Raw genomic sequence first — 21,151 nt, forward strand, 5'->3', positions numbered from 1 at the left:
ATATTCCTCACACCCCGAGATACGCTTCCTTGACCGTGTCGCTCGCCAGCATCTCGGCCGCGGTGCCCGAGGCGCGGATCGTGCCGGCCTCGATCAAGTAAGCGCGGTCGACCACGCGCAGCACCTGCTGCACGTTCTGCTCGACGATCAGCACCGTCAGCCCACGGGCGCGGATCCGCTTCACGAGCTCGAACACCTGCTGCACCACCACGGGCGCCAGACCCGCCGAGGGCTCGTCGAGCAGCAGCAGTTTTGGATTGGACATCAGCGCGCGGCCGATCGCGCACATTTGCTGCTCGCCGCCCGACATGGTGCCGGCCATCTGATGGCGACGCTCCTTCAGCCGCGGAAACAGATCGAACACGACCTCCAGCCGCTCGGCGTAGTAGCCGCGCGCCTCCTTCATGAAAGCACCCATCTTCAAATTGTCGTCGACCGAAAGCTGCGGAAACAGCCGCCGGTTCTCCGGGACATGCGCGATCCCGAGGCTGACGATCTTATGCGCCGGCGTCGCCAGGACATCGACGCCCTCCATGGTGATCGAGCCGCGGGTGGGGCGGATCAGACCGGAGATCACGCGCATCAAGGTGGTCTTGCCGGCACCGTTCGGACCGATGACGCCGACGGCCTCGCCGGCCTTGACGTCGAGATCGACATCGAACATCGCCTGGAAGGTGCCATAGCCGGCGTTGACGCCCCTAAGCTCCAGCATCATTGGCCTCCCGCACGGCGGCGCGCTTCGGCGGCTGCGGCCTGCGTGATTCCGGCATCGGTGCCGAGATAGACCTCGATCACGCGCGGGTCGGCGGCGACAACACTCGGCAGTCCTTCCGAGATCTTCTCGCCGTGATCGAGCACCATGACGCGATCGACGACACGCATCAACACGCCCATGATGTGCTCGACCCAGATGATGGTGATGCCGAGCTCGTCGCGGATGTTGCGCAGCATGTCGGCCGCCTGGTCCATCTCGGCTTCGTCGAGACCACCTAGGCTTTCGTCGGCGAGCAGCAGCTTTGGCGCGGTGGCGAGTGCTTTCGCAAGTTCGAGTTTCTTCAAGCCGGCGGCGCCCAAGCCGTCCACACTGGCATAGCGATCGGTCGGCAAGCCGACCAGCGCGAGCGCGCGCTCGGCCGCCTTCTCAGCCTCGGCGCGACTATGGCGGCCTTGGCCGTAGAAACCGGCGAGCGCGACGTTCTCGAAAATGGTGAGGCGTCGGAACGGCCGCGGGATCTGGAAGGTGCGGCCGATGCCGCGGTTGATGATCCGGTGCGGCGCCAGCCCCGCGATCTCGGAGCCATCGAGCAGAATCGAGCCGCCGCTCGGCGAAAGCGTGCCGGAGAGCATGTTGAAGATCGTGCTCTTGCCCGATCCGTTGGGGCCGATCAGGCCGAGAATCTCGCCTTGATCGACGCGGAACGAGACGTTGTTGACGGCGGTGAAGCCGCCGAACCGTTTCACGAGCCCACTGACCTCCAGCACCGCCCGCTCCGCTAGCTGCCGGGCGACAGGATGGCCTCACGCCGCACCCGAGCGGTCGGATGTATCGCTGCAATCGCGATCAACGGCCCACGTACCAAGCGGGCAGCCATGCGCAGGCGCATCTAAACCTCCCTGGACGATTGTGCATTGCAGTCTTTTGCTTTGGTTTCGCCCATCACATGGGCTGCGCCGCGCGATGTCAAGCCTTGCGCATCAGCGCGAGGCGAACTGCTGCGCCATGAAGGCCGTGACAAACCGCGGCATGGTCGGCGTGAGATCATCCATTCCGCGCACGAGATGGATGGCCGAAAGCTCCGGCTCGTCCTGATCAGCCAGATTGGCCTCGATCCTCGCGCGAACCGCCTCACCGGGCATATCCAGGTTCAGGATCTGCATCATTGCGATCGAGTGGCCGGTGACGACACAGTGCCAGTCCGTCTCGGCCACATAGTCGGCAGGGAACAGGCCAGTCTCTTCCTCGATCTCGCGGACGACACTGCCAGGGATATCGAGCCGACCGTCCTTGATATCGTCGAGGTCGGGCGTGCCCGACGGGAAGTAGATGCGCCCCGAATTGGCAGTGTGGTGCGCCATCTCGCCCATCACGAAGGCGCCATCGGAGGCGCGTAGCGCTCCCATGCCGAAACCGTTGAACACGGACCGATCGGGAAAGCCCCAGTCGCGCCAAGCCAGGAAGCTGGCGAAATCCGTCTCGAAATAGGTCGCGGCGAGATGACCGCCCGTGAAGACGGCATCGCGCCCGAGCAGAACGCGCCCGTTCCAGAGTTTCGGCCGCGCGCGCTGCTGCTCGGCGAAATGCGCAGCGATCTCGGCGCGCCGCTCCTCGGCGAACGGCCAAGCGACGGCGCGCACGGCAAGGTCAAGCGTCGTGACGCGATGAATGGTCGATGATGTCATGACGCTCGACTAGCAAGCCTTCGCGTCAGTTATTTGGCGTTCCCCGTGGTCTTCTTGGCCTGATCGACGAACTTGTTGGTGAAGGTCTTGCTGACGTCGATCTTGGCGTTGGCCACCTCGGGCGAGCCGACGCTGAACACCGCCAGCACGGCATCAGCACCCTTCGGGTCCATCTTGCCGGTCTCGGAGAACATCGGAATCGTATTCTTCAGCGCGGCGAGATAGAGGTCCTTGTTCTTGCCGACCATTTCGTCGGGCATCTTGGCCATGATCTCCTCGGGCGAGTGCGAATGGATCCAGGCAATCGTGGCGAGCATTGCGTTGGTCAGCGCCTGGGTTTCCTTCTCGTGGCCATTGATCCAGGCCACGGTCGAGTACAACGCACCTCCAGGATATTCGCCGCCGAACGTCTCGAGCGTGTCCTTCTGCGTGCGAGTGTCGCTGAGGATGCGCAGATCCTTGTGGCTGCCCTGGAGCACGGTGACGGAGGGATCGAGCATCACCGCGGCCTCGATCTGTCCCTGCTCCATCGCGGCCACCGCCGTGGCACCGAGGCCAACGCCGATCACGGCCGTGCCGGCGGGATCAAGCCCGTTCTTCTTGAGGAGATACTTCAGGAAGAAGTCGGTGGAGGAGCCCGGCGCGCTCACGCCGACCTTCTTGCCGGCGAGGTCCTTGATCGACTTGATGTCCGCGGTGTGCGAAGGCGCAACCACCAGCACGAGGCCGGGATAGCGGTCATAGACGACGAACGCCTGGAGCTCCTGCTTCTTGGCGGCGAGGTTGACGCAATGGTCAAAATAGCCTGAGACCACGTCGGCGCTACCGCCGAGCACGGCCTTGAGCGCGTCCGAGCCGCCCTTGAGGTCGACCAGGTCGACATTCAGACCGGCCTTCTCGTACTCGCCGAGTTGCTTGGCCAGCACCGTCGGCAAATAGCATAGGCAGGCGCCGCCACCGACCGCAATCGTCACCTTGCTTTGCGCTGCGGCAAGCGAGGTGGACAGCGTCAGCGCGAGCAACGCGCCAGCGAGCCTGGCAATCGTATTCTTCATTGGTTTCCTCCGTTCGGCTGGCGGCACCATAGAGCAGCGGCACTGGCTTGAGAAGGACTGCCTGGCCGCACTGGCCATCAGCCTTTTGGCGCAATAGCATGGGCGCACAACAACATTCCTGATGGGGAGGATCATCCATGAATCGCATTGCTGCCTGGCTGTCGATCACTGCGGCTTTTGTCGCCGGATGCGGCGCGACCTATCTGCTCGGGCCGGCGCTGGCCGCCGAAAACATCACCGCCCAGATCATCCATACCGGAGAGATGGAAGGCGATGCGCTCGGCCCCGCCAACAAGGTGGGCTACCGCTCCAAGACCTTCATGACCGCCGACGGCGCCACCGTCTCGATCCAGGTCGGGAATGTGCCGAAGCACCTGCATCCCAACACCAACGAGATCCAGTACATCCTGGACGGCACCGGGACGATCTGGCTCGGCGACAAGGAAGTGACTGTGAAGCCGGGCGACCTCGTCATCATTCCGAAGGGCACGCCGCACGGCGGCACCAAGCCGATCAGCGGACAGGTCAAGGCGATCGCGATCAAGACGCCGCCGCAGGCACCTGATGACCTCAAGCTGCTGGATTGAGGTCGAGCGATGAGGGCTCGCGCTTGTGCGCGGGCCCTTTTCCACTAGCTGCGACCGTCCACGGTCGGCCGCCACACTAACAGTCTCCGCTCGACCAGAGTGACGCCGAAGTCGATCAGGATGACGAAGGCCGACAGCACGAACATGCCGGCGAACACGCCGGCCACGTCGAACACGCCCTCGGCCTGCTGAATGAGATAGCCGAGCCCCGCCGCCGAGCCCAGATATTCTCCGACAACGGCGCCGACGACGGCAAAGCCGACCGAGGTGTGCAGCGAAGAGAACATCCAGGACAGCGCCGATGGCCAATAGACGTGCCGCATCAACTGCCGCTCGCTCATACCGAGCATCCTACCATTGTCGAGCACGGTGCGACTGACCTCCTTCACGCCCTGATAGACGTTGAAGAAGACGATGAAGAACACCAGGGTCACACCGAGCGCGACCTTGGACCAGATCCCAAGACCCAGCCACAGCGCGAAGATCGGCGCGAGCACGACCCGGGGCAGCGCGTTGACCATCTTCACGTAAGGATCGAACACCGCGGCAACCAATGGCTGGCGCGCGAACCAGAAGCCAATGAGGACGCCACCGAGCGATCCGATCACGAAAGCCAGGATCGATTCGACGAGCGTGATCCAGAGATGCTTCCAGATCACGCCGGAGACGAACCATTTGACGATCTGATCGAACACATCAACCGGGTTGGAGAAGAAGAACGGCGGCAGCAGGATCTTGCCGAACACCGGCACTGATGACAGCAACTGCCATAGCGCGATGCAGACGATCGCGACCAGGACTTGCAAGGCGAGCAGCGTCACGCGCGACATCAGACCGCCTCCGCCGCTTGGGTGGACTGCGCGTAGCCCTTCATCACCTCGTCCTTGAGGACGCTCCAGATCTCGCGATGCAGCGCATGGAATTCTTTGTCCAGCCGCACCTCGAAGATATCGCGCGGACGCGGCAACGTGACGCGCCAGTCGCCGATGATCCGCGAGGACGGCCCCGCCGACATGATCACGACGCGGTCGGCGAGCGCGATGGCCTCTTCGAGATCATGGGTCACGAACAGCACGGCCTTGCGGTCGGCGTTCCACAAGTCGAGCAGAAGGTTGCCCATCACCTGGCGCGTTTGCGCATCGAGCGGCCCGAACGGCTCGTCCATCAAGAGGATCTTGGGATCGCGGATCAGCACCTGCGCCAGCGCCACGCGCTTGCGCTGGCCGCCGGAAAGCATATGCGGATAGCGGGCCGCAAAGGCACCGAGGCCGACGGAGGTCAGCCATTGCTGCGCCAGCGGCAGCGCATCAGTGCGCGACGTGCCCTTGATCTCGAGCCCGATCGCGACATTGTCGAGCGCCGTCTTCCAGGGGAACAGCGCATCGGCCTGGAACAGGTAGCCGGCGTCCCGGTTCAGCCCCGCAAGCGGCCGGTCGAATATCCTGACGCTGCCGGCGGCGGGCTTAAGCAGCCCAGCGGCGACATTGAGCAGCGTCGATTTCCCGCAGCCGGTCGGACCGACGATAGCGACGAACTCGCCTTGCGCGACGGTCAGATGGGCCTTCTCCACCGCCGTGTAGACCCGCCCGTCCCCGAGCCGGAACGCAACCTTGGCATCTTCCAGCGCCACTGCCGTGGGCGTTGTCATCTGTTTCCTCCGAATTTGGCTTGATGCCTTAGCCGCTCACGCGGCCAAGTTCAATCAACCGGCCAAGCGTGCTACGCATGGGTCTCGACCACCCTCCCTCTGGAGGGCAAGCGAGCTGAGTGGACGTTTGATGCCTTCCAGACCGATGATTGGCTATATGCACGTCACCAAGAGCTTCGGCCCCCTCAGGGCCGTCGACGATTTGTCGCTTGGCATTGCCGAGGGCGAGTTTCTGGCCATCGTCGGCGGGTCGGGATCTGGCAAGACGACGCTGCTGCGGCTCACCAACCGGCTGATCGAGGCCGATGGCGGCACCATCACGGTCGAGGGCGAGGACATCCAAAACATCGATCCGGTCGCGCTGCGGCGCCGGATCGGCTACGTCTTCCAGAGCGGCGGGCTGTTTCCCCATTTGAGCGTCGCCGACAATATCGGGATCACGCCAAAGCTGTTGGGCACGCCCGCGCACGAGATCGCGGCGCGCGTCGACCAGCTCATCGAGCTCGTGCAGCTCGATGGCACCACCCACCGGGACCGACTACCCGAAGCGCTTTCGGGCGGCCAGCGCCAGCGTGTTGGCGTTGCACGGGCACTCGCAGCAAAGCCACGCATCATGTTGATGGACGAACCGTTCGGCGCACTCGATCCCCTCACCCGCGACGCGCTCGGCGACGACTACCGCTCACTGCATCGCCGCCTCGAACTGACCACGGTGATGATCACGCACGACATGACGGAGGCAATCCTGCTCGCCGACCGCATCGCGGTGATGCGGGGCGGAAGGCTGCTGGCGCAAGGCACGCCCGCCGAGCTGTCGCAGAGTGGGGATTCTTATGTGCTGGAGCTGCTGCGAACCCCGCGGCGTCAGGTCGAGCGGCTGAACGCGCTCCTGCCGCAGAGCGGTGCGGCATGAGCCTCCTCAATGATCCGCGCTGGGGCGAGGCGCTGTCGCATTTGCCCGACTATCTCGGCAATCATGTGAAGGTGAGCCTCGCCGCGCTCGCGCTGGGCCTTACCGTCAGCCTGCCGCTCGCAATCGCCACCCGCAATCGTCCGACGCCGCGTGCCATCCTGCTCGCGCTCGCCAGCATCGTGCAGACCGTGCCGGGACTGGCCCTGCTCGCGCTGTTCTATCCGCTGCTGCTGTTCGCTGCGTCCCTGACGCTGGCCTGGTTCGGCGTCTCCTTTTCCGCGTTCGGCTTCCTGCCGGCGATGCTCGCCCTGGCGCTCTATTCGATGCTGCCGGTGCTGCGCAACGGCATCACCGGGCTGAACGGCATCGACCCAGCCCTGATCGAAGCTGCCAAGGGAGTCGGCATGACGCCGCGGCAGTCGCTTCTCATGGTCGAGTTGCCGCTGGCGCTGCCGGTGATGATGGCCGGCGTCCGTACCGCGGCGGTCTGGGTGATCGGCACTGCGACGCTGTCGACGCCGATCGGGCAGACCAGTCTCGGCAACTACATTTTTGCAGGGCTGCAGACCCAGAACTGGGTATTCGTGCTGTTCGGCTGCTTTGCGTCGGCGCTGCTCGCACTCGCCGTAGACCAGCTCCTCGGCCTGATCGAGCACGGGCTGCGCCAGCGCAACCGCCTGCGCGCCGGGCTCGGCGCGATCGGGATCGCGGCGCTGGTTGCGGCGACATTGGTGCCGACGACAGGGCGTTCGTCGTCCGGCTACGTGGTCGGCGCAAAGACCTTCGCCGAACAATATGTGCTGTCGGCCCTGCTCCGCGACCGCCTCCAGGCGGCCGGCCTTTCCGCGACGGCACGATCGGGGCTCGGCTCGAGCGTGATCTTCGAGGCGCTGAAAGCCGGCGACATCGACCTCTATGTCGACTATTCCGGCACGCTCTGGGCCAACCAGCTGCACCGCACCGACATCAAGCCGCGCGCGGAGCTGGTGACGGAGTTGAAGACGGCGCTCGCCAAGGACAACATCACCCTGTTCGGTGAGCTCGGCTTCGAAAATGCCTATGCGCTGGTGATGCCGAAAAAGCGCGCCGAAGCGCTTGGCATCCGCACCATTGCCGACCTCGCCGCGCACGCATCGACGCTGTCGATTGCCGGCGACTACGAGTTCTTCTCCCGGCCGGAATGGGCGGCGTTGCAAAAGGCCTACGGTCTTCGGTTCCGCGCACAACGCCAGATGCAGCCGGACTTCATGTATGCGGCGGTCGCGAGCGGCGAGGTCGATGTCATCGCCGGCTACACCAGCGACGGGCTGATCGCGAAATACGATCTGGTGGCGCTCGATGATCCCAGGCAGGCGATCCCGCCCTATGATGCCATCCTGCTGCTCGCTCCCAAGCGCGCCGGCGACGAGCGGCTCAAGACGGCGCTGAAACCGCTGCTCGGCAAGATCGACATCACCACCATGCGCGAAGCGAACCTACGCGCCAGTGGCAACGATGCGAACTCCTCGCCCGATGCGGTGGCAAAGTGGCTGTGGGAGAAGGTCGGACGACCGTAGAAGAGTCGAGGGGGTAGCCGCAGGGGACGTCCGGCTACCCCCTCCTGCCCATCTCTTGGAGGACGAGAGGGGCAAAGCACAATCAGGTCATCAGCTCACGCCCTCACCTCCTGGCGCTGGAACAGCACGTAGCTGAAGGCGAACAGAATGATGGTGCCGGCGATCAGGCCGACGGTCTGTGGCCATGCGATCATGATGCTTTCGCCGAACGGCAGCGGCGCACCCATGACGGCACCGCGAAGCTGATCGAGAAACACCGGTCCGAGCGTGCGGGTCGTCGGCGACAGCACCGCCAGCATCGCTTCCCCGAACAGGTCGTTCGGCGACAACCGGAGCAGCTCCTGCATCCAGACCGCGGTGGCCGGATCGTTCAGTCCGAGCAGCGCGTAGCGCGGATCGACAGGTGCGATCGCCTGCGCCAGCGCTGGAGCCAGCATCGGCCAGAGCACCGTCAGGAACAGCCAGATGCCCAGCGCGACCAGCGCCGCGGTGGCAGCCGACCGGAATATGGTGGACAGCAGCATCGCCAGGGACAACCAGACGCCAGCATAGAAGATCGCCACGATCAGGAACACCGCCGATCGCGCCATCTCCTCGCCCCCCGGCGGCACGCCGAGGAAGATCAGTCCGAGGCCGATCACCAGCAACCACAAGGCGGCGAGGCTGATCCCGATGGTGGCGAGGGCTGCAAGGAACTTGCCCATCAACAGCGCATCACGATAGATCGGCTGCGCCAGAATACGCGACATCGTCCGCCTGTTGTGCTCGCTGTTGACGGCGTCGAAGCCGAGCCCGATCGCCATCAGCGGAATGAGAAAGCCGAGGATCGCGACAAACGACGGCAAAGGCGCCTGGTCGATGGTGAACAATCGCAGCAGGAGAAACGGATCTTCCGCAGTGTTCTGCCGGAGGCTGCTGATCGCTTCGTAGAGCGCGGCAAGCGCAGTGGAGACGATCAGCAGCTCCAGCATCAGCATCCGCATGCTGGAGACGTGGTCGGACAGCTCCTTGACGAACACCGTCGACAAGCCCTGGAACGGAGATCCTTCACGCCGCATGACGAACGTCCCCCGCGGGCAGCCCCTGGAAGTAGCGCGCATAGATCGCTTCGAGGCTCGGCTCGTCCACCGACAACCGCCGCAGCGCCCCGTCGCCCGCAACGACGGCGCGCGCCGCATCCGGCCGCACGTCACGCTCGGCCGTCATGCGGAAACGGTCGGCAGCAAGGGTCTCCACCTGGGTCACCCCCGGGATCATTGCCAACCGGCGGGCGATGCCCGGCCCTTCCGCCTCGACCTCGACGACAAAGCCCGCGCCGAGCACCTTGACGGCAAGCTCCGGCACCGACCCCATCAGCACGATGCGCCCGCCCCGGAATAGCGCGACCCGGTCGCAGACGCGCTGGACCTGGTCGAGCATATGGGATGACAGCAGCACGGTGACGCCCTCGGCTTTCAGCTCGCGGATCAAGCCGAGGAATTCCTGCGTCGCTTGCGGGTCAAGCCCGGATGTCGGCTCGTCGAGAATTGCGATCTCGGCGCGCTTCATGATGATCTCGGCCAGGCCCAGCCGCTGCCGCATGCCGCGCGAGAAGGTCGCGACCCGCTTGTCGGCAACCTCGACAAGTCCAACGCGGGCGAGCGCGGCCTCGATCCGCACCGCCCGCTCGGCGCGGGCAAGCCCCATCAGCTTGGCCGTGTAGGCGAGATTCTCCGTGGCCGTAAGCTGGTCGTAGAAGCCGACGGCATCGGGCAGATAGCCGACGCGCTGCTTGACCTTCAGCGGCTCGCGCGCCGGATCGAAGCCGAGCACGCTGACTTCGCCCGACGATATCTCGGTCAGGCCGAGCATCATCAGGATTGTGGTGGTCTTGCCGGCGCCGTTCGGGCCGAGGAGGCCGAACACCTCACCGCGTGCGATCCCGAAATCGATCGAATCGACCGCGATCGACTTTCCATACTGTCTGACAAGTCCACGCGCGCTGATGACGAGATCGCGGGGCGCACTATTGGCCTCGGTTTGTTGCTCGCTCATCGGCGTCCGTACCTTGCCACTGCACCAAGCATCAACAACAGCGCGACGCCGATGACGCCGGCACCCGCCACGCCCCACACGGTCGAGGTGGCGACAGTGATGCGGAATTGGCTTGAAGCGCTTTCACCACGTGAGGAGGCGCGGATGGTGGTCTGATAGTCGCCGGCCAGCGACTTGTCGCCGGGAGTGAGCAGCGCCTGGACCTCGCTGTCTTTGCCGGGGACGAGACGATCGATCGTCGCCGGCTCAAACGTCACCTTCCACCCATTCGGCGCGGTGCCCGCCAGCGCGATGTTCTCGGCGGGCGCGGTGCCGGTGTTGGTCACGACGATTGGAATCGAACTTTGCTTGCCCGCAACAGCGCGCGCACTCAACAGGCCGTCGCGTCCTGAAATCTGGAGCTGCGGCTGTCCGACGACATCGAGCGCGAGCTCGGTCGACGCCGAGGCGTCCTCCGCCTTCACCGTGACCTTCACCGGGAAATGTCCGGCATCGATCGTGGTGGGCGGACGCACCTTCAGCTTGACGTCCTTGGACTGACCGGCGTCGATCGGGATTGAGGAGAGCTCCTGGGTGCCATAGGCCTCGGTGAAGGAGGTCTCGAAATTAGGGGGCGCTTCGGCGGCAAAGCTGGCGATGAGATTGCGACCCGAATCGTTCTTGATCGAGAGGGTGTAATCGAAATTGGACTTCGGGCTGCCACGCAGAGACGGGAGGCTCGATTTGACGGTGAGCTTCGCCGGCAGCTCCTTGGCCAGCGATACCGCGATAGGAAGCTCCGCACTGCTGCCCTGCCCTTCGGCCTTCACCGTGAGCGTATGCGCGCTGAGATCATTGCCGGCGGGAACATCGAGCCTGAGCTGGAGTGCGACACTGCCGTCAGGCGCCGGCATTGCCGCCGCGACGGGCTGGCCGCCACCGAGCAGCGTTGCAGTCCAGCCGCTCGGCACGCCGGTCACCGAAAGCTGATAGCGCTGCGGCGACAGATCATAATTCTGCAGGCGCAGGGAGATGTTGCTGGTCGTGCCGGGGCGCACGGTGACCGCCGGATAGTCGGTCATGAGGTAGAGGCCCTTGATGTCGTGCGCCGGTTCGGCCGCATAGGCAGCCGGGCTCAGCAGCATGAGGGCGAATGCAAGGCGCGCGGCATCAAGCGCTCGCATGGATGTTCTCCTGCAAGAAAGGGGCATGAGGTTGGACAACTCACCGCCGGAAAAGACGATGGTGGCAGCGCGTCGGATGATGGGGCCAATCGTGACGAAGTTTGGGAAGCGAGGCGCACTGCCAATTACAAGTCGGTGATTTCAGGCGTTTTCCGGCTCAGACTTTAGTTTGAAGAGATCATGACGAAAGATTAACATATCGTAATACGATATATATTCCGGCTATACGAGCCGACAAACCGGATGCGTTACAGACCGTGAATCATCCCCGCGTTGATCAGCAGCCGGTTCAGCCGCCGGGCTTCAGTACCGTCGTTGCAGCCATAGAAGATGCCCTTGCAGCGGAGCATGATCTCCTTCTGCTCGGCGAAGGAGGGATCCAGCGGAATGCCGGCGGCCTCCTGGATCACCAGCGGCAAATAGGGACCGTCGATCGTGTCCATCACGGCGTCACTTTTGACCGGCTCGAAATTGACCGCATCGATCGCGTAATAGGTCGCGTAGAGGCGCGGATCGTAAGCATCGAGCTTCCTGCCGATCGCGCCTTCGTCGAGTCCGGGCTCGAGGATAGCGGGAGCGAACTCGGGCTGATGATCGCCATAGCGCACGATCAGGAAGGGCTCGCCGGGAAAAGTCTTCTTCAAGCCTGCGATGAAGCCCTTGTATTGCTCGGCGCTCATCGCCTGGCGGCGCAGATATTCGTCGATGGAAGGCACGTTGCCCGGCGTGCGCCAGTTCGGCAACAGATCGGGGCGGAAGCGCGTCTCCCAGGGGAAATGATTGGCGCCGAGGTAGATGAAGGTGAACAGCGGCTTGTTGGGCGTCCGCTCGCCCATCAACCCCAACGCCTTGTCGTAGAAAAAACTGTCGGGCTCGACGTTCCTGGCGCCGAGATCGTGAGCGTCGAGAAAGCGCTCGATGCCGCTCGTCATCTGGAAGCTGCGCGCGCCCATGAAGCCTCCATAGGCGGGATAGAGCGACATCGTCTCATAGCCGCAGCGGCGCAACGCCAGCGGCAATCCGCGCTCGACGCGGCCCGACGCAATACGTGTCACGAAATAGGCGAAGCGGCCGAACGAGCGTGAGGAGAGACCGGCCAGCACGTTGTATTCGGTGAACCAGCTCGGCCCGCCATTGCTCTCGGCCAGGAACGTGCGCTGCTTGCCGTCCCAGGACTTGAAGTGGCTGCCGTAGCCCGGGGGCACCTTGATGCCCTGCGCGGCGCGGATATCGAAGCTCGATTCATCATGGATCATGATGATGTTCGGCCGGCGGCCGGCAGGATGGCAGGCGTCGACCAGCGGCATGTTGAGCCGCTCGCCCGCCGCGGCGGCCGACTCCATGAAGCCGTACTGCACGAAATCGGAGACCGCGGTGACACCGGAGCGGAAGAATTTCGAGAGGTAGCCGTCGTCGTAATAGCCGCGCCAGGCCTCATCCGGATGATAGATGGAATAGAAGACCAGCGTGGCGAGGCAGGCGAGCTTGCAAGCGAGCGCCGGCAGACGGCGGATCCGAAATGGATCGAGCCACCACAGCGCATACATCAGTGGCACCGTAAGCAGGCCGGCCCCAATCACCGACCAGCGCAGGTTCGGGAAGATCGTGAAGAGGAACGCGACCGTGTCACGGTCGATCATCATCAGGTCGATGAAGTTGACCGTCATCTGCGCGACGTCGTGCTTGAGCCGCGACAGCAGCACCAGCACCACGACCATGGTCAGCGACAGCGCGCCCGACAGGGCGGGCCGGCGTAGCAGCGTGATCCAGAAGAAGTTGAGGATGCCCCAGGCGAGCAGGAAGGAAAGGCGCGAGCCGAAATCGGTCTCGGTCTCGTACATCAGCGATAGCGCTGCCAGATGTGGCGCGGCCACCGCGAGCAGCCGCCAGATGCCGAGCGCAGCGACGCTCGCTAGAACGGCGGTGGTGGCGGAAGGACCTGGATTGGGCGCGGACGCCATCGAGGACACGCTGAACACGTTCCGGCGCGGTGATGCCAAGCTCTCTGGCCGACCTCAAGACGGCCAGAGCGTCCGGCGCAGCCGGCTGCACCGTGTCACAAAACTGTAATGTAACGGTCACGGGCAGGCAACGCGATCCGGCGTCCGACCTTCGCTTAATGTTAGCGGGCGGCGAAGGGCCGCAGCCGCGCTAGGTCTGGACGTGCCAGGGGTCACGACGTGTCAGGACTTGGTGATCCCCGCGATGAACAGGTCGATCACCTCCTCTGCCATCTGCTCGATCTCGTCCTCCTCCACATCCCAGCGCGGGAAATGGCCATCGAGGTTCATCCGGGCGAAACCGTAGATCAGGGCGCGGCCGGCGATCAGGATGCGCTTCAGATCGGCTGGGCGCAGCAGGCCCTGCGCGGCCGCCTCAGCCAGCATCCGTTCGGTCAGCGCGATCAGCTCGGCATTGTCGCGCGTCAGCTCGGCAGAGCTGCCATGGACGAAATAGCGCCCCGTGGAGACGATCTCGAAATGCGCGGGGTTGCGCATGGCCCATCGCACATAGGCCAGCCCGAAGGCGCGGAAGCGGGCCAGGGCATCGGCGGCCGGAGCGTCTGCCAGCGCGGCTTCGATCTCGACGCGAAAGCGCCGTTGCGCCTCCTCGGCCACGGCAGCCATCAAGGCGTCGCGGTTGGGAAAATGCCGGAATGGCGCTCCCGGCGAGACCGCAGCCCGGCGCGCGGCCTCCCGCACCGAGACCTCGGCGCCTTCGGCTGCCAGCTGCAACGCAGCATCGATCAGCACTCGGCGAAGGTCGCCGTGGTGATACGGCCGGGCTTCGGACGTCTGGCGAGCGCGAGGCTTGGGTGTCTGGCGGGGAGACATGGCGCCTCTTAGCATCACCTCAACGTGAATGTAAGCAGCGATTACACCATTGACGATCGCATCTCCTCGCAATGTAATCATTGATTACATAATAAAGGAGACCACCATGCCGCAACGTCGGAGCTGGCTCGAAGGGTGGCGGCTGCTCGCCGTCCTCACGCTGAGTCTGATCGCCTTAAGCCTCTGGATCGCATCGATGCGGCAGTTCGAGGTTGACGGCATCCGCATGGTGATCCGCTTCACGGCGCGCAGCTCGTTGCTGCTGTTTTGCCTGGCGTTCAGCGCCGCGGCGCTGGCGGGGCTCCGCCCCAACGCCTGGACGCGCTGGCAGCGCCGCAACCGACGCTATCTGGGCCTGAGCTTTGCGGCGTCCCACGCCATCCATGCGATGGCGATCGTCGCCTTCGCGAAGATGGATCCGGCGGCTTTTGCGCAGGCGACCTCTCCGGCCTCCTACATCTTCGGCGGCATCGGGTATGCCCTCATCATCGCCATGAGCGCGACCTCGCTCGACCGCACGGCCGCATTGATCGGTCCGCGCGCCTGGCGCGCGCTGCACCTCGCGGGTGGTTATTACCTCTGGTTCCAGTTCATGGTGTCGTTCGGCAAGCGCGTACCGGCCATGCCGCTCTATGCCGCCTTCCTCCTTCCGCTGCTCGCTGTGATGACGCTGAGGCTGATCGCGATGGCCGCGCGTCCGAGACAGCGGATTGCCGAGGCATAGTCGTGCTAAATTAGCGACCGAGGCTCTCGAGCTCGCGGGCGCGGGCCTCGGTCATCCGGCGCAGACACTCCCCGGCATCGATACGGGCAATGATGCCCTCACCCAGGCCGTAATACAGGCAATTGGCGTCGCGGTACTGGATCCAGAGCCGCTGCGCGGCGCGAAGCTGATCGTGCTGCGCTTCGCCGGCATTCTTCATCGCCTGCTGATAGGCGATGGTCATACGCTTGTCCCATTGCGCGGTCTGCACTTTCAGGCACTCGACCATCTCGGCGGTCGAACCGCCGCAGGATTGCTGATCACCCTGATCGCCGGCTTTCGCAGCTGTGGCGACGGCGCAAAGGGCGGCGATGAGAAGGCTTCGCATCCTTCAACCCTGCGGCAGCAGCCCAAGCCGCTTGGCGATGATGCGATCGAATGTCCGCTTCGGCAGCACGGCGGCGATCAGATGGCGCAGCCGGTCCGCCGTGATCTGGTAGCGCACCTTGGGGTTTACCGCGGTCAATGCCTCGAACACGATCTCGGCAATCCGCTCGGCGGGCAGCCCATTGGCGCCGAGCTCCATCATGAAAGCCATCACCTTGGTGAGCGCCGGCAGATAGGGCGAGTTCTTGTAGACGGAGAGATCGATCTCCTCGGCCTTGCTCCAGATCGGCGTCTTTACCGCACCGGGAGCGACGATGATGACGTCAATGCCGAACAGCATCAGCTCGCGGCGGAGGCTCTCCGAAAGGCCCTCGATTGCGTGTTTGGAGGTGCAATACGGCGCCGACAGCGGATTGCCGTTCTTGCCAGCGACCGAGCTGATCATCACGATCCGGCCCTTTGGGCCCTTCAGCGACGGGTCGGCGCCAAGCAGCGGCCCGAAGGCCTGCGTCGCGATGACAGGGCCGATAACGTTGATGTCCATCTGGCGCCGGAAATCATCGGCCGGCAATTCGAGCACGGGGCCGGCGACGGCAACGCCGGCGTTGTTGACAAGGCCCGCCAGCGTCTCGCCCGCTAACGCCTCGCGCACCTGGCGCGCAGCGGCCAGCACCGCAGGCTCGTCGGTGACGTCGAATAGCAGCGGCGTGAAGTTCGCGCCGAAGTCACCCTGCAGCCGGTCGGCATCGGCCTGCTTGCGAACGCTGCCAAAGACACGATAGCCGCGCCCGACCAGAAATTTGGCAATGGCCCAGCCAATGCCGGTAGACGCGCCGGTGACGACGACAGATCGCATAGTCCTCCCCCCTTCCAGTGCCCCGGCGATCATGTAGGAGGACGCCGCGACAACGCAATGCTACCAGCTTCTCAAGCCGCGCACGGACGAGCTTTTCGCAACCGCGATGCCGTGCAAGCAGGCATGTCAATGCCGCCTCTTAAGCTGAAGTGGCGCGCGAACGTCGCGAAGAGCGATTGATTGTGCCTTGAAAGCGCGGATGAAGAGCCGAACCCTAGACTCTGAAGACCCAGCGCTTTTGGCGATCGAGAAGCCCCGAGAAGACTCTGAAGAACGACGCGGGCCCAAGAATGTGGTTTAAGCGTCAGTCCTTGGCTATCTGGGAGTACTTCAACTCGCGAAGAATTTGAATGAAGCCGCAATGCTTCGCGGGAGATGAAAAGAGCGAGACCGCTGTCTGGCGATCTCGCTCCAATATATCCGCGAAGATTTAAGATTTGGTTGGCTCGTCATCCGGGGCGCGCATGGCCCGCCCCGGGAATGACGGCGATGCCGTCAGTTCTTCGACTTGTCGACCAGCGCGCCCTTCTTGATCCAGGGCATCATGTCGCGCAGCTTCGCGCCGACTTCCTCGATCGGGTGTGCGGCGAGCTTGGCGCGGGTCGCCTTGAACGAGGTCTGGTTGACCTTGTTCTCGAGCATCCAGTCGCGAGCGAACTTGCCGCCCTGAATGTCGGCCAGAACCTTCCGCATCTCCTTCTTGGTCTCGTCCGTGATGATGCGCGGACCGGTGACGTACTCGCCGTATTCGGCGGTGTTGGAGATCGAGTAGTTCATGTTGGCGATGCCGCCTTCATAGATCAGGTCGACGATCAGCTTCACTTCGTGCAGGCACTCGAAATAGGCCATCTCCGGGGCATAGCCGGCCTCGACCAGGGTCTCGTAGCCGCCCTTGATCAGTTCGACCAAGCCGCCGCAGAGCACCACCTGCTCGCCGAACAGATCGGTCTCGCACTCTTCCTTGAAGGTGGTCTCGATGATGCCGGCGCGGCCGCCGCCGACGGCCGAGGCGTAGGACAGGCCGAGGTCATGGGCGTTGCCCGAGACATCCTTGGCGATAGCGATCAGGCAGGGCACGCCGCCGCCGCGCTGATACTCCGAGCGCACGGTGTGGCCGGGGCCCTTCGGCGCGATCATCAGCACGTCGAGGTCGGCGCGGGGATCGAGCAGATTGAAGTGGACGTTGAGGCCGTGCGCGAATACCAGGGCGGCGCCCTTCTTCATGTTGTCGTGCAGGTGCTCGCGATAGATGTCACCCTGGAGCTCGTCGGGGGTCAGCATCATGACGAGGTCGGCCCATTTGGCGGCTTCGGCGACTTCCATCACCTTGAAACCGGCGGCTTCCGCCTTCTTCACCGAGCTCGAGTCCTTGCGCAGCGCAATCGCCACTTCCTTGACGCCGGAGTCCTTCAGGTTGAGCGCATGGGCGTGGCCCTGGCTGCCATAGCCGACGATGGCGACCTTCTTCCCCTTGATCAGGTTCAGGTCGGCGTCGCGATCGTAATAAACACGCATAGTCGTTTCCTCGTTGAGGGCCAAAATCGGCCGATGGTCAGTGTCCGAAGGGTGGAATTTGCGGATTTCGGGGGCTGTCTAGAGCATTTTCAGCCCTGAGGGAAACCCGTTTCTGCATGGAAATCCGCGGCATCATGCATCCATGAAAACGGGGTAGAGGGAGGCAAGCAGCAGGAGCGCCATCAGGATATTGAAGGCGCGGACCAAACGCTCGGAGGTCAGCACCGGCCGTAGTGCAGTGCCGAAGAAAGCCCAGACCACGGTCGAGACCGTGCCGACCAGCAGACTGATCAGGGTCTGGATCGCGATGTTGATCGGGAACTGGGCAATGGCCGCATAGGCCGTGATGGTGCCGATCACGATCACCCAGCCCTTGGCATTGATCCACTGGAACATGGCAGCGCCCCAGAAGGTCATCGGGCCGCGGCCGTCCGCTTCGCCCGGCTTGGCCGGGCCGGACATGGCGATCACGGCAGCAAGATAGATCAGGTAGGCGGCGCCGGCATATTTCAGGATGGTCTGGAGGATCGGATAGGCCAGGAAGACGGTGCCGAGCCCGAGGCCGACGGTGCCGACCATGAACGCAAAGCCGAGGACGATGCCGACAATGTGCGGAATGGTGCGGCGGAAACCGTAGGTCAGGCCGGAGGACAACAGCACGATGTTGTTCGGCCCCGGCGTGAAATACATCACCACCATAAAGGCGAGGAAAGCGTAGAACAGCGAATAGGCCATAGTTACCTCACGCAGTCTTCGGCAACGTTTGCGGGCGTCTGGCCAGCACCATGACGGCGATTCCGCCGATCACAGTCAACATGCCGGCGAGGCGCAGCGGACCGAACCGCTCGCCGAATACGATGCTGGAGGCTGCGGAGCCGACGAACGGCACCAGCAGCGCAAACGGCACCACCTGGGCCGCTGGATAGTCGCGCAGCAGCCGGCCCCACAGCCAATAGGCGATACTCGTCGAGACGCCGCCAAGCGCCAGCATGCAGAGAGCCGATGTCAGGGACATATGGCTCAACGACTGGAAGGTCGGCATTGGCCCGTTGGCGACGAGCGCCAGTACGAACAGCGGCACCGCCGAGGCGAGGCACAGCCACGCGAACAGATCGAACATCGGCGCGCCGCGTGCGCCGCGCAACAGCAGATTGCCCGCGGCAAAACTGATCGGCGAGATCATCAGCACGGCAAACGCAGCCACGCTGAAATCATAGCCGACGGTGCCGCAGATCATCAGCAGCCCGACTGCAGCGATGACGATGCCCACCGTCTGCGCCGGCGTCGGACGCTCGCCGAAGGCGATCGCGGCAAAACCGATGGTGAACAGCGCCTGGCTTTGCACCACAACGGAGGTCAGTCCCACCGGCACGCCATGGGCAATGCCGTAGGCCTGCGACAGGAATTGCCCGAGAAACAGCGTGAAACTGATCGCGATCAGGAGCGACCAGGCGACCTTCGGCTTGGGAATGAACAGGCATGGCAGCGCGGCAATCGAAAAACGCATCGCCGTCATCAGCTCGGGCGAAAACTCGTCGAGCGCGATCCGGCTCGCCACGAAGGCAAGCCCCCAGATGATCGCCACCATGAGGGCGATGAGGATGTCGGCCGGCTTCATTGTTGTTATCGGTCCTGCTTGTCGTGCAGCCCTGTTGTTCTTCGTCTAGCCTTGCTCGCCGGCTTTCGGTTTGCGGAGGAGATAAGTGCCGTGCATCGGGGCGTGATAATCGGTCGAGACCAGCGTGAAGCCGACATCGGTCAGCATCCGCTCCATCACCCAGCCGAAGGTGGAATATTCGTCGCGCATATGCGTCACCACGCTCTCGCGCGAGAAATCGTGGTTCTTGATCTGGTAGTCGGCCCATTGCTCGACGTCGCGCTCGATCGCATCGGGCATCGACGCATAGACGATGTCGCGCAAGTAGAAGCTCGCACCGGGCTTCAACGCACGAAATATCCGCGACATAGCCACTACTTTCCAGAAGTCCGGCAGATGATGCAGCGTGAACTCGCTGACGATCAAATCGTACGATTCCGGCCGGTAGGCGAAGCTGAGCAGGCCGGCGGACTGGGTGCGCACGGGCGCCTTGCGGTCACGCGCATAGATCTCGGCGAGCGCCAGCATCGCCGGCGAGATGTCGATGGCGTCCACCTCGGCGCCCATCAGCGCGGCCTCGGTGGCGAGCACGCCGTTGCCGCAGCCGATGTCGGCGATGCGCCAGCCGCGCTGCACTCCAAGCACCTTCAGTGCGGCGCGCGCCCGCAGATCGGCATCGTCGTGGGCATCGTAGATCGACGCCACCGCGGGCTCGATGCCCATCCGGTTCCGCTCGTTGTAGTACCAGTCGCGCGCCAGCATGGCTCACATCCCTTCAGGCCCGCGACCGATCGCGGCAACGCCGGTGCGCGACACCTCGACAAGGCCGAGCGGGCGCATCAGGTCGATAAACTGGTTGATCTTGTCCGTATTGCCTGTGATCTCGAACACGAAGCTCTCGGTGGTGGCATCAATCACGCGGGCGCGGAAGGCATCCGCCAGACGCAGAGACTCGACGCGGTGTTCGCCCTGCCCGCGCACCTTCACCATCGCCAGCTCGCGCTCGATCGATCGGCGGGTCTGCGTCATGTCGACGACCTGGTAAACCGGAACCATGCGGTCGAGCTGATGCTTGATCTGCGCGATCACCATCGGCGTCCCCGTGGTGACGATGGTGATGCGCGACAGATGCTTCTGCGCTTCGGTCTCCGAGACCGTGAGGCTCTCGATGTTGTAGCCGCGGCCGGAGAACAGGCCGATGACGCGCGCGAGCACGCCCGGCTCGTTCTGCACCAGCACGGCCAACGTGTGTGTCTCGTTCGGATCGTGGCGTTCTTCGATGAAGTACGCGGATGCGGGCTGGTTCATTGTCATCCCCTCAAATCTATCGTGCTCACACCAGAGCCTTGCCGCCCGCGAAGGCCTTGGCCGTGGCCTCATCGTTGGCCTGCTCCGGCAGCAACATCTCGTTATGGGCCTTGCCGGAGGGAATCATCGGGAAACAATTCTCCAGCGCCGCGACACGGCAATCGAACAGCACCGGCCGCTTGACCGCGATCATCTCCTTGATGGCACCATCGAGATCGGCAGGCTTGGTGACCTGAAGACCGACTGCGCCATAGGCTTCCGCGAGCTTGACGAAATCCGGCAGCGCCTCGGAGTAGGAATGCGACAGGCGGTTGCCATGGAGCAGCTGCTGCCACTGCCGCACCATGCCCATGTACTGGTTGTTCAGGATGAAGATCTTGATCGGCAGCTCATACTGGACCGCCGTCGACATCTCCTGGATCGTCATCTGCACCGAGGCGTCGCCCGCGATGTCGATGACGAGGCTGTCGGGGTGCGCCACCTGCACGCCGACCGCGGCCGGCAGGCCGTAGCCCATCGTGCCGAGACCGCCCGACGTCATCCAGCGATGCGGCTCCTCGAAGCCATAGAACTGCGCCGCCCACATCTGATGCTG

The 21,151-nt window shown here is 63.9% G+C and carries 23 protein-coding genes; 4 read left to right on the top strand and 19 right to left on the bottom strand.

Annotated features, from left to right (window positions below; translation table 11 throughout):
- Positions 1-7 precede the first annotated feature (7 nt).
- The 4 genes from IF809_RS21965 to IF809_RS21980 all read right to left on the bottom strand — a co-directional run bounded on the left by IF809_RS21965 (position 8) and on the right by IF809_RS21980 (position 3,455).
- The gene (locus IF809_RS21965; RefSeq protein WP_462838487.1) at positions 8-712 is read right to left on the bottom strand and encodes an ABC transporter ATP-binding protein; all 705 of its coding nucleotides are present in this window, start codon (positions 710-712) and stop codon (positions 8-10) included.
- Positions 712-1,482, bottom strand: coding sequence for an ABC transporter ATP-binding protein (locus IF809_RS21970; RefSeq protein ID WP_462838488.1), 771 nt, complete (start codon positions 1,480-1,482; stop codon positions 712-714). The genes IF809_RS21965 and IF809_RS21970 overlap by 1 nt, the downstream gene beginning before the upstream one ends.
- 213 nt (positions 1,483-1,695) lie before the next feature.
- A complete protein-coding gene (locus tag IF809_RS21975; RefSeq protein ID WP_128964790.1) occupies positions 1,696-2,400 on the bottom strand; it encodes an NUDIX hydrolase in 705 nt (234 codons plus the stop codon).
- A gap of 29 nt (positions 2,401-2,429) precedes the next feature.
- A complete protein-coding gene (locus IF809_RS21980; RefSeq protein ID WP_462838489.1) occupies positions 2,430-3,455 on the bottom strand; it encodes an ABC transporter substrate-binding protein in 1,026 nt (341 codons plus the stop codon).
- A 137-nt stretch (positions 3,456-3,592) separates the two neighbouring features.
- Here IF809_RS21980 and IF809_RS21985 point away from each other — a divergent pair, with 137 nt between their 5' ends.
- Positions 3,593-4,042 (top strand): cupin domain-containing protein, encoded by a 450-nt coding sequence (locus tag IF809_RS21985; RefSeq protein ID WP_462838490.1) that lies wholly within the window; start codon positions 3,593-3,595, stop codon positions 4,040-4,042.
- Positions 4,043-4,086: 44 nt separating this feature from the next.
- On the opposite strand, the gene IF809_RS21990 is transcribed toward IF809_RS21985, so the two are convergent.
- Together IF809_RS21990 and IF809_RS21995 are read right to left on the bottom strand one after the other, a co-directional pair.
- The gene (locus IF809_RS21990; RefSeq protein WP_462838491.1) at positions 4,087-4,872 is read right to left on the bottom strand and encodes an ABC transporter permease; all 786 of its coding nucleotides are present in this window, start codon (positions 4,870-4,872) and stop codon (positions 4,087-4,089) included.
- The gene (locus IF809_RS21995; protein WP_128964786.1) at positions 4,872-5,690 is read right to left on the bottom strand and encodes an ABC transporter ATP-binding protein; all 819 of its coding nucleotides are present in this window, start codon (positions 5,688-5,690) and stop codon (positions 4,872-4,874) included. Before IF809_RS21995 ends, IF809_RS21990 begins: the two co-directional genes overlap by 1 nt.
- A gap of 130 nt (positions 5,691-5,820) precedes the next feature.
- Between IF809_RS21995 and IF809_RS22000 the strand changes: the two genes are divergently transcribed.
- Entirely contained in the window at positions 5,821-6,603 is a 783-nt protein-coding gene (locus IF809_RS22000; RefSeq protein ID WP_462838492.1) for an ATP-binding cassette domain-containing protein, read from the top strand.
- A complete protein-coding gene (locus IF809_RS22005; RefSeq protein ID WP_462838493.1) occupies positions 6,600-8,159 on the top strand; it encodes a glycine betaine ABC transporter substrate-binding protein in 1,560 nt (519 codons plus the stop codon). Before IF809_RS22000 ends, IF809_RS22005 begins: the two co-directional genes overlap by 4 nt.
- Before the next feature lie 95 nt (positions 8,160-8,254).
- On the opposite strand, the gene IF809_RS22010 is transcribed toward IF809_RS22005, so the two are convergent.
- The 5 genes from IF809_RS22010 to IF809_RS22030 all read right to left on the bottom strand — a co-directional run bounded on the left by IF809_RS22010 (position 8,255) and on the right by IF809_RS22030 (position 14,109).
- Positions 8,255-9,217 carry an ABC transporter permease gene (locus IF809_RS22010; protein WP_462838494.1) on the bottom strand — a complete coding sequence of 321 codons (963 nt, stop codon included), beginning with the start codon at positions 9,215-9,217 and terminating at the stop codon, positions 8,255-8,257.
- On the bottom strand, positions 9,207-10,193 hold the full coding sequence (locus IF809_RS22015) for an ABC transporter ATP-binding protein (protein WP_462838495.1): 987 nt from the start codon (positions 10,191-10,193) through the stop codon (positions 9,207-9,209). Before IF809_RS22015 ends, IF809_RS22010 begins: the two co-directional genes overlap by 11 nt.
- Positions 10,190-11,356 (bottom strand): COG1470 family protein, encoded by a 1,167-nt coding sequence (locus IF809_RS22020; RefSeq protein ID WP_462838496.1) that lies wholly within the window; start codon positions 11,354-11,356, stop codon positions 10,190-10,192. The genes IF809_RS22015 and IF809_RS22020 overlap by 4 nt, the downstream gene beginning before the upstream one ends.
- Positions 11,357-11,604: 248 nt before the next feature.
- On the bottom strand, positions 11,605-13,317 hold the full coding sequence (locus IF809_RS22025) for a sulfatase-like hydrolase/transferase (RefSeq protein WP_462838505.1): 1,713 nt from the start codon (positions 13,315-13,317) through the stop codon (positions 11,605-11,607).
- 222 nt (positions 13,318-13,539) lie between these two features.
- Positions 13,540-14,109: a TetR/AcrR family transcriptional regulator gene (locus IF809_RS22030; RefSeq protein ID WP_462838497.1), complete on the bottom strand. Its 570-nt coding sequence runs from the start codon at positions 14,107-14,109 to the stop codon at positions 13,540-13,542.
- 187 nt (positions 14,110-14,296) lie between these two features.
- On the opposite strand from IF809_RS22030, the gene IF809_RS22035 reads away from it, so the two are divergent.
- On the top strand, positions 14,297-14,914 hold the full coding sequence (locus IF809_RS22035) for a hypothetical protein (RefSeq protein WP_462838498.1): 618 nt from the start codon (positions 14,297-14,299) through the stop codon (positions 14,912-14,914).
- Between the two features lie 10 nt (positions 14,915-14,924).
- Here IF809_RS22035 and IF809_RS22040 read toward each other — a convergent pair whose 3' ends face one another.
- From IF809_RS22040 to IF809_RS22075, 8 genes are all read right to left on the bottom strand, one after another.
- Positions 14,925-15,281 (bottom strand): lysozyme inhibitor LprI family protein, encoded by a 357-nt coding sequence (locus tag IF809_RS22040; RefSeq protein WP_462838499.1) that lies wholly within the window; start codon positions 15,279-15,281, stop codon positions 14,925-14,927.
- 3 nt (positions 15,282-15,284) lie between these two features.
- Complete coding sequence (locus IF809_RS22045; RefSeq protein WP_462838500.1) at positions 15,285-16,136, bottom strand: SDR family oxidoreductase; 852 nt, start codon at positions 16,134-16,136, stop codon at positions 15,285-15,287.
- A 495-nt stretch (positions 16,137-16,631) separates the two neighbouring features.
- Positions 16,632-17,651, bottom strand: coding sequence for a ketol-acid reductoisomerase (gene ilvC, locus IF809_RS22050; protein WP_018640837.1), 1,020 nt, complete (start codon positions 17,649-17,651; stop codon positions 16,632-16,634).
- 132 nt (positions 17,652-17,783) lie between these two features.
- Entirely contained in the window at positions 17,784-18,386 is a 603-nt protein-coding gene (locus tag IF809_RS22055; RefSeq protein WP_462838501.1) for a LysE family translocator, read from the bottom strand.
- A 7-nt stretch (positions 18,387-18,393) separates the two neighbouring features.
- Positions 18,394-19,269 (bottom strand): EamA family transporter, encoded by an 876-nt coding sequence (locus tag IF809_RS22060; RefSeq protein WP_128964777.1) that lies wholly within the window; start codon positions 19,267-19,269, stop codon positions 18,394-18,396.
- A gap of 45 nt (positions 19,270-19,314) precedes the next feature.
- Positions 19,315-20,010 carry a class I SAM-dependent methyltransferase gene (locus tag IF809_RS22065; RefSeq protein WP_128964776.1) on the bottom strand — a complete coding sequence of 232 codons (696 nt, stop codon included), beginning with the start codon at positions 20,008-20,010 and terminating at the stop codon, positions 19,315-19,317.
- Positions 20,011-20,013: 3 nt separating this feature from the next.
- Positions 20,014-20,556 (bottom strand): acetolactate synthase small subunit, encoded by a 543-nt coding sequence (gene ilvN / locus IF809_RS22070; protein WP_092299629.1) that lies wholly within the window; start codon positions 20,554-20,556, stop codon positions 20,014-20,016.
- A gap of 25 nt (positions 20,557-20,581) precedes the next feature.
- On the bottom strand, positions 20,582-21,151 hold a 570-nt coding region (locus tag IF809_RS22075), incomplete at its 5' end, for a thiamine pyrophosphate-dependent enzyme (protein ID WP_462838502.1).

The organism is Bradyrhizobium sp. UFLA06-24, from assembly GCF_054967145.1.

Bases quoted from the DNA above. Each gene is read 5' to 3' on its own strand.
- IF809_RS21965 (WP_462838487.1), bottom strand. From the start codon at position 712: ATGCTGGAGCTTAGGGGCGTCAACGCCGGCTATGGCACCTTCCAGGCG.
- IF809_RS21975 (WP_128964790.1), bottom strand. From the start codon at position 2,400: ATGACATCATCGACCATTCATCGCGTCACGACGCTTGACCTTGCCGTG.
- IF809_RS21980 (WP_462838489.1), bottom strand. From the start codon at position 3,455: ATGAAGAATACGATTGCCAGGCTCGCTGGCGCGTTGCTCGCGCTGACG.
- IF809_RS21985 (WP_462838490.1), top strand. From the start codon at position 3,593: ATGAATCGCATTGCTGCCTGGCTGTCGATCACTGCGGCTTTTGTCGCC.
- IF809_RS21990 (WP_462838491.1), bottom strand. From the start codon at position 4,872: ATGTCGCGCGTGACGCTGCTCGCCTTGCAAGTCCTGGTCGCGATCGTC.
- IF809_RS21995 (WP_128964786.1), bottom strand. From the start codon at position 5,690: ATGACAACGCCCACGGCAGTGGCGCTGGAAGATGCCAAGGTTGCGTTC.
- IF809_RS22000 (WP_462838492.1), top strand. From the start codon at position 5,821: ATGCCTTCCAGACCGATGATTGGCTATATGCACGTCACCAAGAGCTTC.
- IF809_RS22005 (WP_462838493.1), top strand. From the start codon at position 6,600: ATGAGCCTCCTCAATGATCCGCGCTGGGGCGAGGCGCTGTCGCATTTG.
- IF809_RS22010 (WP_462838494.1), bottom strand. From the start codon at position 9,217: ATGCGGCGTGAAGGATCTCCGTTCCAGGGCTTGTCGACGGTGTTCGTC.
- IF809_RS22015 (WP_462838495.1), bottom strand. From the start codon at position 10,193: ATGAGCGAGCAACAAACCGAGGCCAATAGTGCGCCCCGCGATCTCGTC.
- IF809_RS22020 (WP_462838496.1), bottom strand. From the start codon at position 11,356: ATGCGAGCGCTTGATGCCGCGCGCCTTGCATTCGCCCTCATGCTGCTG.
- IF809_RS22025 (WP_462838505.1), bottom strand. From the start codon at position 13,317: ATGGCGTCCGCGCCCAATCCAGGTCCTTCCGCCACCACCGCCGTTCTA.
- IF809_RS22035 (WP_462838498.1), top strand. From the start codon at position 14,297: ATGCCGCAACGTCGGAGCTGGCTCGAAGGGTGGCGGCTGCTCGCCGTC.
- IF809_RS22040 (WP_462838499.1), bottom strand. From the start codon at position 15,281: ATGCGAAGCCTTCTCATCGCCGCCCTTTGCGCCGTCGCCACAGCTGCG.
- IF809_RS22045 (WP_462838500.1), bottom strand. From the start codon at position 16,136: ATGCGATCTGTCGTCGTCACCGGCGCGTCTACCGGCATTGGCTGGGCC.
- ilvC (WP_018640837.1), bottom strand. From the start codon at position 17,651: ATGCGTGTTTATTACGATCGCGACGCCGACCTGAACCTGATCAAGGGG.
- IF809_RS22055 (WP_462838501.1), bottom strand. From the start codon at position 18,386: ATGGCCTATTCGCTGTTCTACGCTTTCCTCGCCTTTATGGTGGTGATG.
- IF809_RS22060 (WP_128964777.1), bottom strand. From the start codon at position 19,269: ATGAAGCCGGCCGACATCCTCATCGCCCTCATGGTGGCGATCATCTGG.
- IF809_RS22065 (WP_128964776.1), bottom strand. From the start codon at position 20,010: ATGCTGGCGCGCGACTGGTACTACAACGAGCGGAACCGGATGGGCATC.
- ilvN (WP_092299629.1), bottom strand. From the start codon at position 20,556: ATGAACCAGCCCGCATCCGCGTACTTCATCGAAGAACGCCACGATCCG.